This window comes from Mesorhizobium sp. M0621 (genome assembly GCF_040320745.1).
GTDB lineage: Bacteria > Pseudomonadota > Alphaproteobacteria > Rhizobiales > Rhizobiaceae > Mesorhizobium.
In genome coordinates this window covers 56,118-70,002 of record NZ_JAMYQF010000012.1, presented here as the reverse complement: position 1 = coordinate 70,002, position 13,885 = coordinate 56,118, and the positions used below count along the sequence as shown (strand labels likewise).

General features: G+C 61.9%; 14 protein-coding genes and 1 other RNA gene. 2 read left to right on the top strand and 13 right to left on the bottom strand.

The window, feature by feature from the left end:
- Nucleotides 1-8: 8 nt before the first annotated feature.
- Genes mraY through mraZ form a run of 7 tightly spaced genes read right to left on the bottom strand, consistent with a single transcriptional unit; the run spans nt 9 to nt 7,665 of the window.
- A complete protein-coding gene (gene mraY, locus NKI38_RS11375) occupies nt 9-1,091 on the bottom strand; it encodes a phospho-N-acetylmuramoyl-pentapeptide-transferase (protein ID WP_013530954.1) in 1,083 nt (360 codons plus the stop codon).
- An 18-nt stretch (nt 1,092-1,109) separates the two neighbouring features.
- On the bottom strand, nt 1,110-2,567 hold the full coding sequence (locus NKI38_RS11370) for a UDP-N-acetylmuramoylalanyl-D-glutamyl-2,6-diaminopimelate--D-alanyl-D-alanine ligase (protein WP_352657480.1): 1,458 nt from the start codon (nt 2,565-2,567) through the stop codon (nt 1,110-1,112).
- On the bottom strand, nt 2,564-4,018 hold the full coding sequence (locus NKI38_RS11365) for a UDP-N-acetylmuramoyl-L-alanyl-D-glutamate--2,6-diaminopimelate ligase (RefSeq protein WP_352657477.1): 1,455 nt from the start codon (nt 4,016-4,018) through the stop codon (nt 2,564-2,566). Before NKI38_RS11365 ends, NKI38_RS11370 begins: the two co-directional genes overlap by 4 nt.
- A gap of 54 nt (nt 4,019-4,072) precedes the next feature.
- Entirely contained in the window at nt 4,073-5,782 is a 1,710-nt protein-coding gene (locus NKI38_RS11360; RefSeq protein ID WP_352657474.1) for a peptidoglycan D,D-transpeptidase FtsI family protein, read from the bottom strand.
- Nucleotides 5,779-6,174 (bottom strand): cell division protein FtsL, encoded by a 396-nt coding sequence (gene ftsL / locus NKI38_RS11355; protein ID WP_352657471.1) that lies wholly within the window; start codon nt 6,172-6,174, stop codon nt 5,779-5,781. Before ftsL ends, NKI38_RS11360 begins: the two co-directional genes overlap by 4 nt.
- A gap of 4 nt (nt 6,175-6,178) precedes the next feature.
- On the bottom strand, nt 6,179-7,210 hold the full coding sequence (gene rsmH, locus NKI38_RS11350) for a 16S rRNA (cytosine(1402)-N(4))-methyltransferase RsmH (RefSeq protein ID WP_352657469.1): 1,032 nt from the start codon (nt 7,208-7,210) through the stop codon (nt 6,179-6,181).
- A complete protein-coding gene (gene mraZ / locus NKI38_RS11345) occupies nt 7,207-7,665 on the bottom strand; it encodes a division/cell wall cluster transcriptional repressor MraZ (RefSeq protein WP_352657466.1) in 459 nt (152 codons plus the stop codon). The genes rsmH and mraZ overlap by 4 nt, the downstream gene beginning before the upstream one ends.
- Nucleotides 7,666-8,115: 450 nt before the next feature.
- Here mraZ and NKI38_RS11340 point away from each other — a divergent pair, with 450 nt between their 5' ends.
- Both NKI38_RS11340 and NKI38_RS11335 read left to right on the top strand, forming a co-directional pair.
- Nucleotides 8,116-8,967 carry a glycosyltransferase domain-containing protein gene (locus tag NKI38_RS11340; protein ID WP_352657463.1) on the top strand — a complete coding sequence of 284 codons (852 nt, stop codon included), beginning with the start codon at nt 8,116-8,118 and terminating at the stop codon, nt 8,965-8,967.
- 126 nt (nt 8,968-9,093) lie between these two features.
- Entirely contained in the window at nt 9,094-10,206 is a 1,113-nt protein-coding gene (locus tag NKI38_RS11335; RefSeq protein ID WP_352657460.1) for a cystathionine gamma-lyase, read from the top strand.
- 8 nt (nt 10,207-10,214) lie between these two features.
- On the opposite strand, the gene NKI38_RS11330 is transcribed toward NKI38_RS11335, so the two are convergent.
- From NKI38_RS11330 to NKI38_RS11305, 6 genes are all read right to left on the bottom strand, one after another.
- The gene (locus NKI38_RS11330) at nt 10,215-10,517 is read right to left on the bottom strand and encodes a type II toxin-antitoxin system RelE/ParE family toxin (protein ID WP_352657458.1); all 303 of its coding nucleotides are present in this window, start codon (nt 10,515-10,517) and stop codon (nt 10,215-10,217) included.
- Nucleotides 10,514-10,789, bottom strand: coding sequence for a type II toxin-antitoxin system ParD family antitoxin (locus tag NKI38_RS11325; RefSeq protein WP_352657455.1), 276 nt, complete (start codon nt 10,787-10,789; stop codon nt 10,514-10,516). Before NKI38_RS11325 ends, NKI38_RS11330 begins: the two co-directional genes overlap by 4 nt.
- Before the next feature lie 177 nt (nt 10,790-10,966).
- Nucleotides 10,967-11,377: RNase P RNA component class A (rnpB, locus tag NKI38_RS11320), an RNA gene on the bottom strand.
- A 50-nt stretch (nt 11,378-11,427) separates the two neighbouring features.
- The gene (locus tag NKI38_RS11315; protein WP_352657452.1) at nt 11,428-12,153 is read right to left on the bottom strand and encodes a lytic transglycosylase domain-containing protein; all 726 of its coding nucleotides are present in this window, start codon (nt 12,151-12,153) and stop codon (nt 11,428-11,430) included.
- A gap of 210 nt (nt 12,154-12,363) precedes the next feature.
- Nucleotides 12,364-13,119 carry an N-acetylmuramoyl-L-alanine amidase gene (locus NKI38_RS11310; RefSeq protein WP_352657449.1) on the bottom strand — a complete coding sequence of 252 codons (756 nt, stop codon included), beginning with the start codon at nt 13,117-13,119 and terminating at the stop codon, nt 12,364-12,366.
- Nucleotides 13,116-13,835, bottom strand: a complete 720-nt coding sequence (locus tag NKI38_RS11305) for a TerB family tellurite resistance protein (protein ID WP_352657446.1) — start codon at nt 13,833-13,835, stop codon at nt 13,116-13,118. Before NKI38_RS11305 ends, NKI38_RS11310 begins: the two co-directional genes overlap by 4 nt.
- Nucleotides 13,836-13,885: the final 50 nt, after the last annotated feature.

The window sequence follows — 13,885 nt, the reverse complement described above, 5'->3', positions numbered from 1 at the left end:
GCGGCCTCCTATCTCAGCTTGAGGGTCGAAAGGCCGACCAGCGCCAGGATGACGGCGATGATCCAGAAGCGGATCACCACCTGGCTTTCGGTCCAGCCGAGCTTTTCGAAATGATGGTGGATTGGCGCCATCAGGAACACCCGCTTGCCGGTCATCTTGAAATAGCCGACCTGGATGATGACGGACAGGATTTCGACCACGAACAATCCACCGACGATGACCAGGACGATCTCGTGCTTGGTGGCGACCGCGACGGTGCCGATCAGGCCGCCCATGGCCAGCGAGCCGGTGTCGCCCATGAAGATCGCAGCCGGCGGCGCGTTGAACCAGAGAAAGCCGAGGCCGGCACCTATAACCGCGCCAAGCACGACAGCCAGTTCGCCGGTACCCGGCACGAAATGGATCTGCAGATATTCGGCGAACACGGCATTGCCGGAGAGATAGGCGATGACGCCGAAGGATGCCGCCGCGATCATGATCGGCACGATCGCCAGCCCGTCCAGGCCGTCGGTCAAGTTCACCGCATTGCCGGCACCGACGATGACGAAGCAGGAGAACGGAATGAAGAACCAGCCGAGATTGACGATGAATTCCTTGGCGAAGGGAAATGTCAGCGACGACGAGAACGGCGCCTGCCCGTTATGCATGATCACCCATGCGGCGATGCCGGCGATGACGAATTCGAGCGCCAGCCGCGCCTTGCCGGAAAAGCCGAGATGGGATTGCTTGGTCACCTTGAGGTAGTCGTCGTAGAAGCCGATCGAGCCGAAGCCCAGCGTGACCAGCAACACCACCCAGACATAGATGCTCGACAGGTTCGCCCACAAAAGCGACGAGCCGATGATGCCGGACAGGATCATAAGGCCGCCCATGGTCGGCGTACCGGCCTTCTTGAAATGCGTCTGCGGCCCGTCGGCGCGGATCGGCTGGCCCTTGCCTTGCCGCAGCCGCAGCGAATTGATGATCGTCGGCCCGAAGATGAAGACGATCAGCGCCGACGTGATCAGCGCTCCGCCGGTGCGGAAGGTGATGTAGCGGAAGACATTGAAGACCGAGACCTTGTCCGCAAAATCGACGAGCAGTGTAAACATGCGCTTTTCGTCCCCGACCTAGGTCTGTTTTCTGGTTGTAGATTCGGCCGGGAATTTGCCCAGCAGCGCATCGACCAGTTTTGCAAAACCGATGCCTTTCGACGATTTGATCATCACCACATCGCCCGGTTTCAGTGCGGCAAGCAGCACCGGCTTCAGCTCCTCGACGCCGGCGCGGTATTCCGTCTTGACCTCGCCGGGCAGTATCTCGGCCAGCGCCCGCATTTCCGGGCCACCCAGAAACACGGTCTCCGTCCCCGTGCCGACGATGAGATCGGCAAGTGCGGCATGCAGCTTGGCCGAATGGTCGCCGAGTTCCAGCATGTCGCCGAGCACGGCGATGCGGCGGCCCTCGCCGGTGACCGGCGTCGCGTTGAGCAATGCCATGGCAGCGCCCATCGACGCCGGATTGGCGTTGTAGCTCTCGTCGATCAGCGTGATCGGTCCTCCCGAGTGGCCCGAGGCCGGGCCACCGGGATGGCGCAGCACATAGCGCTTGCCGCGCCCGCGCTCGGCCGAGAGATCGGCCAGTGCGAGTGCCACTCTATCGAGATCGGCCCCGACCAGATGCGCCGCACCCAGCACCGCCAGCACGTTCTGCACCATGTGGCGGCCGGGCGCACCGATCCGCCCCTTCACCTCATGGCCGCTGATCCTGGCGGTGATGTCGGAATGATCCGCATGCAGTTCGCATTGGACCAGCTTGAAGGTCGAACGCGCATTCTCGCCGAAGCCGTAGACGTGCTCGACGCCGGCGGCATGCGCCATCTTGTCGAGAAGCTTGAAGCGCGCATCGTCGCGGTTGAGGATAGCGGCGCCCTCAGGCTCCAGTCCTTCGAAAATCTCGGCCTTGGCCTTGGCGATCTCGTCGAGATTGCGGAAAAAGCCTAGGTGCGCGGCCGCGATCATGGTGACGATGGCGACATGCGGCCTCACCATCTTCACCAGCGGCCGGATTTCGTCGGGATGGTTCATGCCGATCTCGAACACGGCATAATCGCAATCGGCGGGCATCCGCGCCAATGTCAGCGGCACGCCCCAATGGTTGTTGAAGGACTGCGCGGAGGCATGCACCTTGCCGACGGCCGACAGCACATGGCGCAGCGCTTCCTTGGTGGTGGTCTTGCCGGCAGAACCGGTCACCGCGATGATTTTCGCGCTCGAGCGGGCGCGCGACGCGACCCCGAGCTTTTCCAACGCGACCAGCACATCCTCTACGACGATGATCGGCGCCGTCAGCCGGCCAAGCGACGGCAGCTTGCCTTCAGCCACCACCAGCACCCCGGCACCGGCCTTGATGGCAGCGGTGGCGAAGTCATGGCCGTCCATCGCCTCGCCTTTGATGGCAAAGAAGGCGTCACCCGGCTGCAGGCTGCGGCTGTCGATCGAAATGCCCGATATGCCGTCCGGCATTGGCCCGAGCGGCCGCCCATCCATAGCGGCAACCAGCGTCTCGGAGGTCCACAGCAGGCTCATGCCGCACGCTCCGCGAGTGCCGCGCGAACTTCCTCATGATCGGAAAAATGCAAGGTCTCGGAGCCGACCGTCTGGCCTTCCTCGTGGCCCTTGCCGGCCACGATCAGCGTGTCGCCGGCATGCAGCATGACGACCGCCTCGTGGATCGCCTGGCGCCGGTCGCCGATTTCGATGGCGCCGGGTGCTGCGGCGAGGATCGCCGCGCGGATCGTTTCCGGCACTTCCGAACGCGGATTGTCGTCGGTGACAATGACGACGTCCGCAAGCCGCGTCGCGATCTCGCCCATGATCGGTCGCTTGCCGCGGTCGCGGTCGCCGCCGCAGCCGAACACGACGATGACGCGGCCGGTGGTGAACGGACGCACCGAAGCCAGCACATTTTCCAGCGCGTCGGGCTTGTGGGCATAATCGACATAGACGGGTGCGCCATTGGCGGTGGTGCCGACGAGATCAAGCCGGCCCGGCGCGCCCTTCAGTTTCTCCAACGCCATCAAGGCCTTGGCGACAGGTGTTCCCGTGGAAATGGCAAGCCCCGCCGAAACCAGCGCGTTCGATATCTGGAAATCGCCGGCCAGCGGCAGGTCGACCTCATAGAGCACGCCGTCGGCCTCGACCTCGGCGCGCTGGCGGTGGCGCTCGTGCTCGACCCGCTTCAGCCTGAGGAAATCGCCATGGCGGCCAACCGTCAGCGCCTCGAGCCCGGCGGCCCGCGCCGCTTCGATCGTCGGCGCCGACCATGGATCGTCGGCGAAGATCACGGCCGGCGCGCCCTTCGGCAGCAGCGTGTCGAACAGCCGCAATTTGGCCCGGTGATAGTCCGCGATGGTCGGATGGTAGTCCATATGGTCGCGGCCGAGATTGGTGAACCCGCCGGCTGCCAGCTTCACACCGTCGAGGCGGCGCTGGTCGAGCCCATGGCTGGAGGCTTCCATGGCGGCGTGGGTGACACCGGCATCGGCCAATTCCCGCAGCAGCTGGTGCAAGGCGACCGGATCGGGCGTCGTCAGCGAGCCATAATCGTTGCGGCCCGGTGCTACCACGCCGGTGGTGCCGATCGAAGCGGCGGCATAACCCGCCTGCTCCCAGATCTGCCTGGTGAAGGCGGCCACCGACGTCTTGCCGCTGGTGCCGGTCACCGCGACCATCGTCTGCGGCTGCTTGCCGAAATAGCGGGCCGCGCTCATCGCCAGTGCCAGGCGCGGATCACCGACCGCCAGCACCGAAACCGACAGCCCGGCAATGGCGCTGCCTTTGCCCGCCACGATCGCGGCCGCACCGCGCGCGGCGGCGTCGGCGGCATAGACGGCACCATCGGCCTTGGTTCCGGCGAGCGCAAAAAAGACAACGCCCGGTTTTACCTGGCGGGAATCCGAAGAAATCCCTGTAACCTCCAGATCGATGGATGCCATTCCCTCGACGGGCAGGATACCGGCTAGATCTCTGAGCTTCATCGAGTCCCGTTCACCGCAACAAAATAGCGCGCTGTTGCCGGCGCGCCCTAAGAATCACTGATAGGAAACCAGCGTTGCACCATTTTCATGGCTGAAATCTGGCTTCACGCCAAGCATGGCAGCCGAACGCCGGATAATATTGCCAGCCATGACCCCCGCATTCGCAGCCGCGACATCCGTCATGCCAGGCTTTTCCGGATGCGGGGCGTCGGCAATCGTAAACACCAGGTATTGCGGATCGTCCATCGGGAAGGCGGCGACGAAGGTATTGAAATTCAAGTCCTTCGAGTAGCGGCCATTGATGACCTTCTCGGCTGTTCCGGTCTTGCCGCCAACGCGGTAGCCCGGGACTCTGGCATTCCTGGCCGAGCCCTTCTCGGCGTTGAGCGTATACAGGTAGCGCATGCCGTCGACCGTCTTTTCGCTGACCACTTTCTTGGCCATGGCCATCGCTTCTTCCTGTGTACGGATCAGGAAGGTGGGGTTCATCAGGAAGCCGCCATTCATCAGCGCGGCGCAGCCGACAGCCGCTTGCAGCGGCGTCGTCGACACGCCGTGACCGAAGGCGATGGTGAACGAATTCACCTGTTTCCAGACCTTCGGTTCAGTCGGGCGGGCGACTTCCGGCAGTTCGGTCTGCATCTTATCCAAAATTCCAAGACGATGCAGGAATTCGCGGTGTCCCGCGATGCCGACCATTTCGGCCTCCCTGGCCGACCCGATGTTGGACGAATAGAGGAACACCTCCGGCAACGACAGCACACGGTTTTTGCCGTGGAAATCGTGAATGGCTTGATGGCCGACCCGGATTGGATGCGACGCATCGAAACGGCTCGCCATCGTTGCCTTGCCCGAATCGAGCGCCATGGCAGAGGTAAAGCTCTTGAAGGTCGAGCCCATCTCGTAGAGACCTGCCGACATCCGGTTCAGCCGGTCCTTGTCTTGCGCATTATAAGGATTGTTAGGATCAAAATCCGGCACCGAGGCCATGGCCACCACTTCGCCGGTCTTGACGTTGAGCACAACGGCGCCAGCGCCCATGGCGCGATAGCGCTCTAGACCGGCAGCAATCTCGTCGCGCACCACGTGCTGGACTCGCAGATCGATCGAAAGCTTGACCGGCTTCAGATCCTTGGCCACCGCCAGACCCGATGCCTGCAGGTCGCTCAAGCCCTGCTCATCGACATATTTCTCCATGCCGGAGATGCCCTGGTTGTCGATGTTGGTAAGCCCGACAATGTAGGACGAGGTCTCGCCGCTCGGATAGAAACGGCGCTTCTCGGTGCGGAAGCCAAAGCCGGGAATGCCGAGCTGCATGATGTCGGACTGCTGCTTGGGTGTCAGCTGCCGCTGCAGCCAGACGAAACCGGCGCCGCTCTTCAGCTTATGGTAGGTCTGCTCATAGTCGATGTCCGGAAGCACCGTCGACAGCCTCTCGATCGCCTCGTCGGCGTCGACGATGCGGCGCGGCTCGGCAAACAACGACGCCGTCTTGATATCCGTCGCCAGCACTTCGCCGTTGCGATCGACAATGTCGGGCCGCGATGCCGTTACCCGGCTTTGCGGACCGCCCGACATGTCGGGGGTCTGGAAGCCGAGATAGACCAGGCGCCCGGAAATGGTCGAGAAAATACCGAAGAACACTGCCATCGTCATCACGATGCGCGTCCTGCCCTTGCCGCCGGTCGCCTTGCGGGCGCCCTCGACCACGATCGATCCGTCTCCGCTCGTCTTGACGCGACGCTTCAGCAGTTTGCCGATCATTGGGCGATGCCTCCGGTCACGACGGGATCCCTGCTGCCCGGAGGCGCTTGGTCGGAATTGTCGGCCATACCACCCTGGCGCCCGTTCAGGATGTCCTGAATGTCCAGAGCTTTGGCAGGCAGATCACCGATGCCGACGATCTGGCGAGCGCTGACCGGCTGGAGCTCGAGCTGCGACTTGTAGAGCTCGGCCAGCTTCTGCAGCCGCGACGGCTGGGTGAGCAGGCTCCAATCTGCCTTGAGCAGGTCGATCGTGTCCTCCTCATAGCGGATCTGTGCATGGATCTTCTGCACCGAAGCCAATTGTTCCTCGGCCTCGCGCTTGGCCTTGTAGGTAAAGGCAGCCGCCGCAACCATGACGGCAATCAGGACAATGTCGCTGGTACGAAACACGTGCTTACCTCTCCCCCGGCCGGTCTGTACCGGGAAGCTTTGGGCCGGGAAGTTTTGGAAGGCCGAAAATCGAAAAGTCGCTGCTGCGCGCCGGCGCCTCGGTGCGGACAGCCGCGCGCAGTCTGGCCGAACGGGCGCGTGGATTGGCCGCCACCTCGGCATCGCCGGCAGTCACGCCGCCGCCCGCCTTGCGGAAGGTCGCGGTGCGCGCATGAGCCTCGGGCAAGTGACGCGAGCCGGTGGCGACGTCGGAGCGGTCGGCGATGAAACGCTTGACGATACGGTCTTCCAGCGAATGGAACGTCACCACGGCGAGCCGTCCGCCCGGCTTCAGCGCGCGTTCGGCCGCGAACAGGGCCTTGGCCAGTTCGCCAAGCTCGTCATTGACGAAGATGCGCAGCGCCTGGAAGACGCGCGTCGCCGGATGGATCTTGTCCTTCGGCGCGCGGCCGACATGCGTCTCGATGGCGTCGGCCAGTTCCAGCGTGCGCTCGAACGGACGCTTTTCGCGGCGCGCCTCGATCATGCGGGCGATGCGCCCGGCATGACGCTCCTCGCCGAGGAAGCCGAAGATGCGGGCGAGATCGCCCGGCTTGAAGCTGTTGACGACATCGGCGGCACTGAGGCCCGCCTGCGCCATGCGCATGTCGAGCGGCCCGTCGGCGCGGAACGAAAACCCGCGCTCGGCCTGGTCGAGCTGCATCGAGGACACACCGATGTCGAGCACGACGCCGTCGGCGCGCTCGACATGTTCGTCCAGTGTCGAGAACGGCGCCTGCACCAGCCGCAGCCGGCCGCCCGACCGCGCCTCGAGATCGCGCCCGGCGGCGATGGCATCCGGGTCGCGATCGATCGCCACCACGGAAGCGCCTGTCGCCAGAATGGCCCTGGTGTAGCCGCCGGCGCCGAACGTGCCGTCGATGATGGTGTCGCCCTCAGCTGGCGCCAGTGCTTCCAGCACTTCGGCGAGGAGGACCGGAATATGGCGGGCCGATCCGCCAACGGCGTGAAGATCATCGCCGTGACCCACCGTCATTCCGGTCTCTCCCCAGGCTTCGTCCCCTGCCGAAGCTGCAAAAGCCGGGCTCGCGCCTGCGCCCCATAAGCAGCAAGCCGTCCCGGCTCCCAGATCTGAAAGAAATTGCCGCGTCCGACAAAGGCCGCTTCCGCCGAAATGCCGGTGTGTTCGCGAATGAAATCGCTCATCGTGATGCGGCCGTCCTGGTCGATTTTCAAGAATGTTCCGTCGCCATGGCAAAAGAACGACATATCGTCCGCCGTCCGCAAGAAGGGATCTTCGAGTGCGATGCGCTGCTCGTAACGGTCGAGCAGGTCGAGCCCGCCGACATCCATCGCCGGCAGATCGAGGCAGCGCAGTGCATAGAGTTCCGAATAGCCGCGCTTCTGCACGACGGCACGGAAATGCGCCGGAACGGATACCCGACCCTTCGCATCGATCCTGCTCACCGTGTTCGAGAGAAACCGGTCCATTAAACTCTACAGCCGCTTGCGCCGCCGCACCCCTCTTCATCGTGTCGCACGCGCCGCCGCAGCGCGTTCCCTGCCCCGTATCAATCCCGTTCGCTGGGGCAAAAATCGGCAAACGCGCAGCCGCCGCGGCTGCCCGATTGGCGTACGCTTTACCCTGACGCGGAACGAAGGCTTTGATGTCAAATGGGATATCATGGGGCACTATGGGCGTCAACGGGAATAGGCTTCACAAACACGCGCGCCGCAACCAATGAGAGCAGCTTGACGGCACGTCTCGTCTTTATGGTCTATTAAGCCTAACGAACCGTTTAGAGGGATTTTGCGGCCACGGTTGCGCGCGACAAAACATGGTTCAAGCCATGAAAAATTTGTTATCTCTAATGGTTCTGATAGGCCGTTGTGCGTCCGACATCACCACCGTGACCACGCGACCGATGCAAGAAAATTGGTATGAACAAGCTACTGCGCATCTTTGCAAATCTCGTTACCCGCTCAGCTCGGTCTCGGGTCGTATACACTTGCCTATTTGGTTACTCGGAAAGATTTGCTGATTCTGAATACGAGGATGACGGCAGGACTGATTTCATATGCTTTACGGATGACAAAAGCCTACGCTCAAAGACCTGGGATTTTCGATATATAGATACCGATCTGCTTGGACCCGTCAGGACGGCCAAGATGGTCAAGATCCTGGCGCATCGCTTCCTTGGTGAGTACAGCACCAGCCTCTATTTGAACAATACGTGCCTGCTCAATTCACCGATATCGACGATCTTCGATCACTTGAAAGACGACCAATCTCCAATGGTTTGCTTCCGGCATCCAGAGCGATCCTGCGTCTATGCGGAAGCCGAGGTCGTGATCAAGTTAGGTTTTGATGACGCAGCCGTCATTGAGGAGCAAATGAGCCACTATCGGTTGATTGGCCATCCAGTTGACGCCGGACTGATCTTCGGTGGTGTCCTCCTGCGCGATCATAACGATGCCAACTTGCAGTCAGTGATGGAGCAGTGGTTCTATCAGGTCTGCAAATACTCCTATCGAGACCAGCTCTCCTTCAATGTCGTTGCAAGAAAAATGGCTTTTGCGCCGAATTATTTTCCTGGACAGCTAGATGACGGAGCGCTTGTGCTTTGGCCGGTCGTTCCAGGCGGCACGAGACTTCCTCGAGATTTTCGTGACCGCGTCTATCTTGAACTGCACGAGGACATCAGGCTTTCAGGCATGAATCCGCGCGAACATTATCTGAAACATGGTATCGCCGAGGGCCGACCTTATCGAGCCGTTCCACGATCGGAATAGATGCCATGCAAACCAACGACATAACGCGGCTATCCTGTCTGATTGGCCCGAAAATCAACTCTATGCCATTGCGGCCAGCCCCAGCCAGCGCCTACTCCATTTTGATTTGAACTGGAATGAACATCGATGTCTGAAACAGCAAAGTCACGCGCAGCAACACTTCCTCACCTGCGTCGCAGCGGGCTTGCCGTAGGCGATTCCATTCCCCTGCCCCTGACCATGGCAGCCATTTTTCACGCGCCCGGCGACGCCACCGGTTTCAACCAGTACGGCCGCTTCAGCAACCCAACCTGGGACGCGGTTGAACATATGCTGGCCCATTTGGAAGATGCGCCCTGTGTCGCCTTTCCGTCGGGAATGGCAGCAATCTCGGCTGCTTTTTTTGCCGTGCTCAAGGCCGGCGACCGTGTCCTGCTGCCTTCGGACGGCTACCACACGACAAGGGCTTTGGCCGATCGCTTCCTCAAGCCGCTCGGCATCACCTACGATGTCAGGCCGACCTCGACCTTCCTCGATGGCGGCTTCGAAGGGTATCGCCTTGCCTTTGTCGAAACCCCTGCCAATCCGGGGCTGGATATCTGCGATATCACGGCCGTCGCCGACGCTGTTCACAAAGCCGGCGCGATCCTTGTGGTCGACAACACGACCATGACGCCCTTCGGCCAGCGGCCGCTCGACCATGGCGCCGATATCGTCGTGGCCGCCGACACCAAGGCGCCCAATGGCCATTCCGATGTGCTGTTCGGCCATGTCGCCAGCCGCAATGCCGATATCATCGCCGCCGTGACCGGCTGGCGCGAGGTTTCCGGCAGCATCCCCGGGCCGTTCGAAGCCTGGCTGGTGCATCGCGGCTTGGAAACACTGGATGTGCGCTTCGATCGCATGTGCTCCTCCGCGGAAATCATAGCGCGGCGGCTGAAAGGCCATCGGGCGATCAGCGGCCTACGTTTCCCCGGACTGGAAAGCGATCCGTCGCACAACCTCGCCCGCGCCCAGATGGAACGCTTCGGCTTTCTCATTTCTTTCGAACTCGCCTCGGAGGACAAGGCCGAGGATTTCATCAACAACTGCGAGCTGATGCAGGCCGCGACATCCTTCGGCGGCGTCCACACCTCCGCCGAACGGCGCTTGAAGCGAGGCGATGCGGTTTCCGCCGGTTTCGTGCGCCTCTCGGTCGGCTGTGAGCCGGTGGAAGAGCTTTGGAAGGCGATCGAGACGTCGCTGGACAAGATCAGCTGACAAATCGGCTAGCGAGCCAGGTCATCAGCCTCGATGTTGCGCTTGCCATGCAGCACGCGGATGATCCCGATCGCGTCGTCACCGACCCGGTACAAGGTGAGATAGTTGCCGACGACCAGATGACGGATGCCTGGCGCAATGTCGTCGCGCGGCGCGCCTGAGAATGGATAAGTGGCCAGTTGCTGCCACCGCGCCTCGATGCGATCGAGCAACCGATCGGCCGCAACCTCGCTTTCGTGTGCAACATGAAGCCAGATCGCGATCAAATCGTCTTCTGCGCGCGCATTCCGGACGATGGGCTGCAGATTCATGCCGCGTCGTCAGATCGCAAGCGTCTCCTCGCTTCAGCCTTGATATCGTCCATCGACACAAATCGACCAGGCCCGCTGTCGATCCCTTCCTGCACAAGTTTGCGCAATTCCTCGACCGTGTAGCCATGCAGGTCGCGCCGGTCTTTCCATTGCCTCAGCGCGTCGCGGATCACCTCGCTCGCCGACGCATATTCGCCAGCGGCGACCACATCATCCACCGCCTGCGCCAGTTCCGGCGACAGCGTGATGCTGCGTTTGTCGACCTGTCCCATGATAGGCTCCTGATGCTCTTCACCGATCGATGGTACGATTTAATCGCACCAGTTTCAAGAACAGCCGATCCTCGCTCGCATGGATGAACAGCTGAACAAGCTTGAGATCAACAGGCGCGCCCGAGGGCGCAACCTGCTGATCTCAAGAGACTTCTCTTCGATATCGCGGGAGAAAAAATTGCCAGCTGGCCTATAAGCCGGGTTTTGTATGGCCCTCGCCCCTTGCGGTGCGAGAACGTGGCGGCCATTCATCTTGGGCGCATGTTGCCATGCGCCTCACGCAACCTACCCGGACGGTGGGCCGGAAACAGCCCTCGAGGGTTTCCCCTCGCACCGCCCCTATTCGGTCTTGCTCCCGGTGGGGTTTACCGTGCCGCTCCTGTTGCCAGTCGCGCGGTGGGCTCTTACCCCACCCTTTCACCCTTGCCCCGAATCCGGCAAAGCCGAACCGTGGCGGTTTGCTTTCTGTGGCACTTTCCCTGGGGTCGCCCCCGCCGGCCATTAACCGGCACCGTATTTCCATGGAGCCCGGACTTTCCTCACCCGCGGCCTTTCGGCGTTTGCTGGTGCGGCCGCCCGGCCAGCTGGCAAGGCGTATAAAGGGGTTCACGTCCGAAAACGCAAACGAAAAAGCAGACTTATGCCGGCGATCCAAGCGCGGCCATCTGCACCTTCACCTTGCCGCAATAGGCAGCCGACACCGGGTTCATTCGAGTTGCGGCGTGCCCGGCATTGTATTTCAGAATCGTGCCGCAGGTCGTGCCGCCGCCGAGATTCCGCGCCATCGCAAGGTATTTCATGCCATATTTGATGTTGGTGTCGGGATCGAACAGGCCCTTGGCGGAACCGCTATAGCCCATCATCCGCGCTGTTGCCGGCTTGATCTGCATCAGGCCGATCTCGCCGGCGCTGCCGACGATGTTGGGCCGGTAGTTGCTCTCGATCTTGATGACCGCGGTGGCTAGCGACACCGGAACGCCTTCGATCGCCGCATAGCGGGCAACGATTGCGGAATACTGGCCGCTGCTGGCCACCGCGGCCGTCGATGCCGCCACGTTCCTCAGGCCAACCGACGCCGTTGTCGTCATGTCGACGGCCTTGCGGCCGCGCTTCGTTCTTTTGGCGGTAGACTTCTTCGGCTTGGACCAGCTTGCCTTTTCCACTTTGGCGGAAGCCCGCTTTGTCGCCTTGGCGTCGTGGCTTGCCTTACCGCTTCTGGCCAACGTGGCCTTGCCGCCTTTCGCGGATACCACGACAAGCCCTTGATCGGCCCGCGGGCTGAGTGGTGCGGCATGCGCCGCGCCGAAGGCAAAAGTCATTACGCCGGCAGCAAGAGCTGCCGTTAAAACGGTCAATTTCTGCATGTGATCCTGTTCTGTCTGAACCGCGTGAAGAAGTTCACGCAGCAACGCTTAATCAATATCGGAACATCCGGGGGGCTGTGGGTCCGACAACTTGCACGTCAGCCGTTTGACGCTCGAATTGGTGTCAAACAAGGCCAGGCAAGTCACTTTAAGTGACAGCTTGTAATTTAAGGATTTGAAGAGGACTGCCGAGAGAGGTTTTTCCTGGGATCAGGGCCTTACGGAAGCAAGCAGCCTTTGCAGCGTCCGCAGCGTCGAGCCATCGGCAACGCCATCCACCTTGCGCGGCCGGAAATGCCGCTGGAAGGCTTCGACGACGATTTCCGTCTGCCGGTCGAAAATGCCCGAAATCTCGACGCCGTAGCCATAGAGAGCCAGCATCGACTGCAACGCCTCGACATCGCCGCCGGTGTCGCCAACCTTGAGCTTGGCCCCTTGTCTGACGGGGGCGGCCGTCACGAGATGCCCGACACCGGCCTCGAAAAGCGTCCGCCACGGAAACTTCTCGCCCGGATCGATCTTACGCCCCGGCGCCACGTCGGAATGCGCGAGCACCCGGTCGGCGGCAATCGAATGCCGCCCGGCGATCCCCCTGCACAGCCCAATCACCGCATCGATCTGCCGCCTTGGGAAACCGGGATAGCCCAGCGAATGTCCCGGATTGACGATCTCGATGCCGACCGAACAGGAATTGATGTCGGCGCGCCCGAACCACGAACTCTTGCCGGCGTGCCAGGCGCGGTCGCTTTCCCTGACCATCTGCACGATGTGGCCGTTTTCGTGGACGAGATAATGCGACGAGACCTCGCTGGCCGGATCGCACAGCCACGCCTCGGCCCCGGTGCCGGTCGCCATGCCGGTGTAGTGCAGCACGATCATGTCAGGCTTGAGTGTCTCGCGCCGCGGGCCGAAATTCGGCGATACCCTGACCTCGGCACGTGGCTCGTCGGGCAGGAAACCGCTCATGCGTGGCGCAGACCCCGCTCGATCATCTCATAGGCGGCATTGATCGCCGCCACCCTGGTGGTTGCGATCTTGATGAATTCCTGCGGCAGGCCGCGCGCGATCAGCCTGTCCGGATGATTGTCGGAAACCAGCTTTCGATAGCGCTTCCTGACCTCTTCGAACGGCTTGCCGCGCTCAATGCCGAGCACGACATAGGGATCCCCGGCGCCCAGATTGACGTGCCGCGCCATGATGCTTTCGTAATGTGCCTCGTCGATGCGGAAAATCTCGGCGATGCGGTGCAGAAAGTGGCCTTCGCGCTCATGCACCAGGCCATCGGCCTTGGCGATATGGAACAGGCCGTCGAGTATGTCTTCCAGCATCACGCAGTTGGAATGCCCCGAGCCGCATAGCTGCGCCATCCGCTCGGCATAGGTCTCGAAACCGGCCACGTCGCGCTGGGCGAGATCGAACAGCCGCGCCACATTGCGCGTCTCCTTCGGCGGCACATCGAAGATTTCCTGGAAGGCGCGCACCTCGTCTTGGGTGACGATGCCATCGGCCTTGGCCATCTTGGCCGACAGCGCGATCATCGCCACCGAAAAGGCGACACGCCGGCGCAGATCCGCATCGCCGGAGAAAACCGTGCGCACGGCCTCGACGACGTCGGCGACACCCGACGAGGCTGAAGATGAAACGCGGTTGATGAACTCGCCGAGGCGATCCCAAATCGACATAGCCTGCTTCTTAGAGCCACCGTCCCCTGCTATCAAGCCGGGACAGTGCC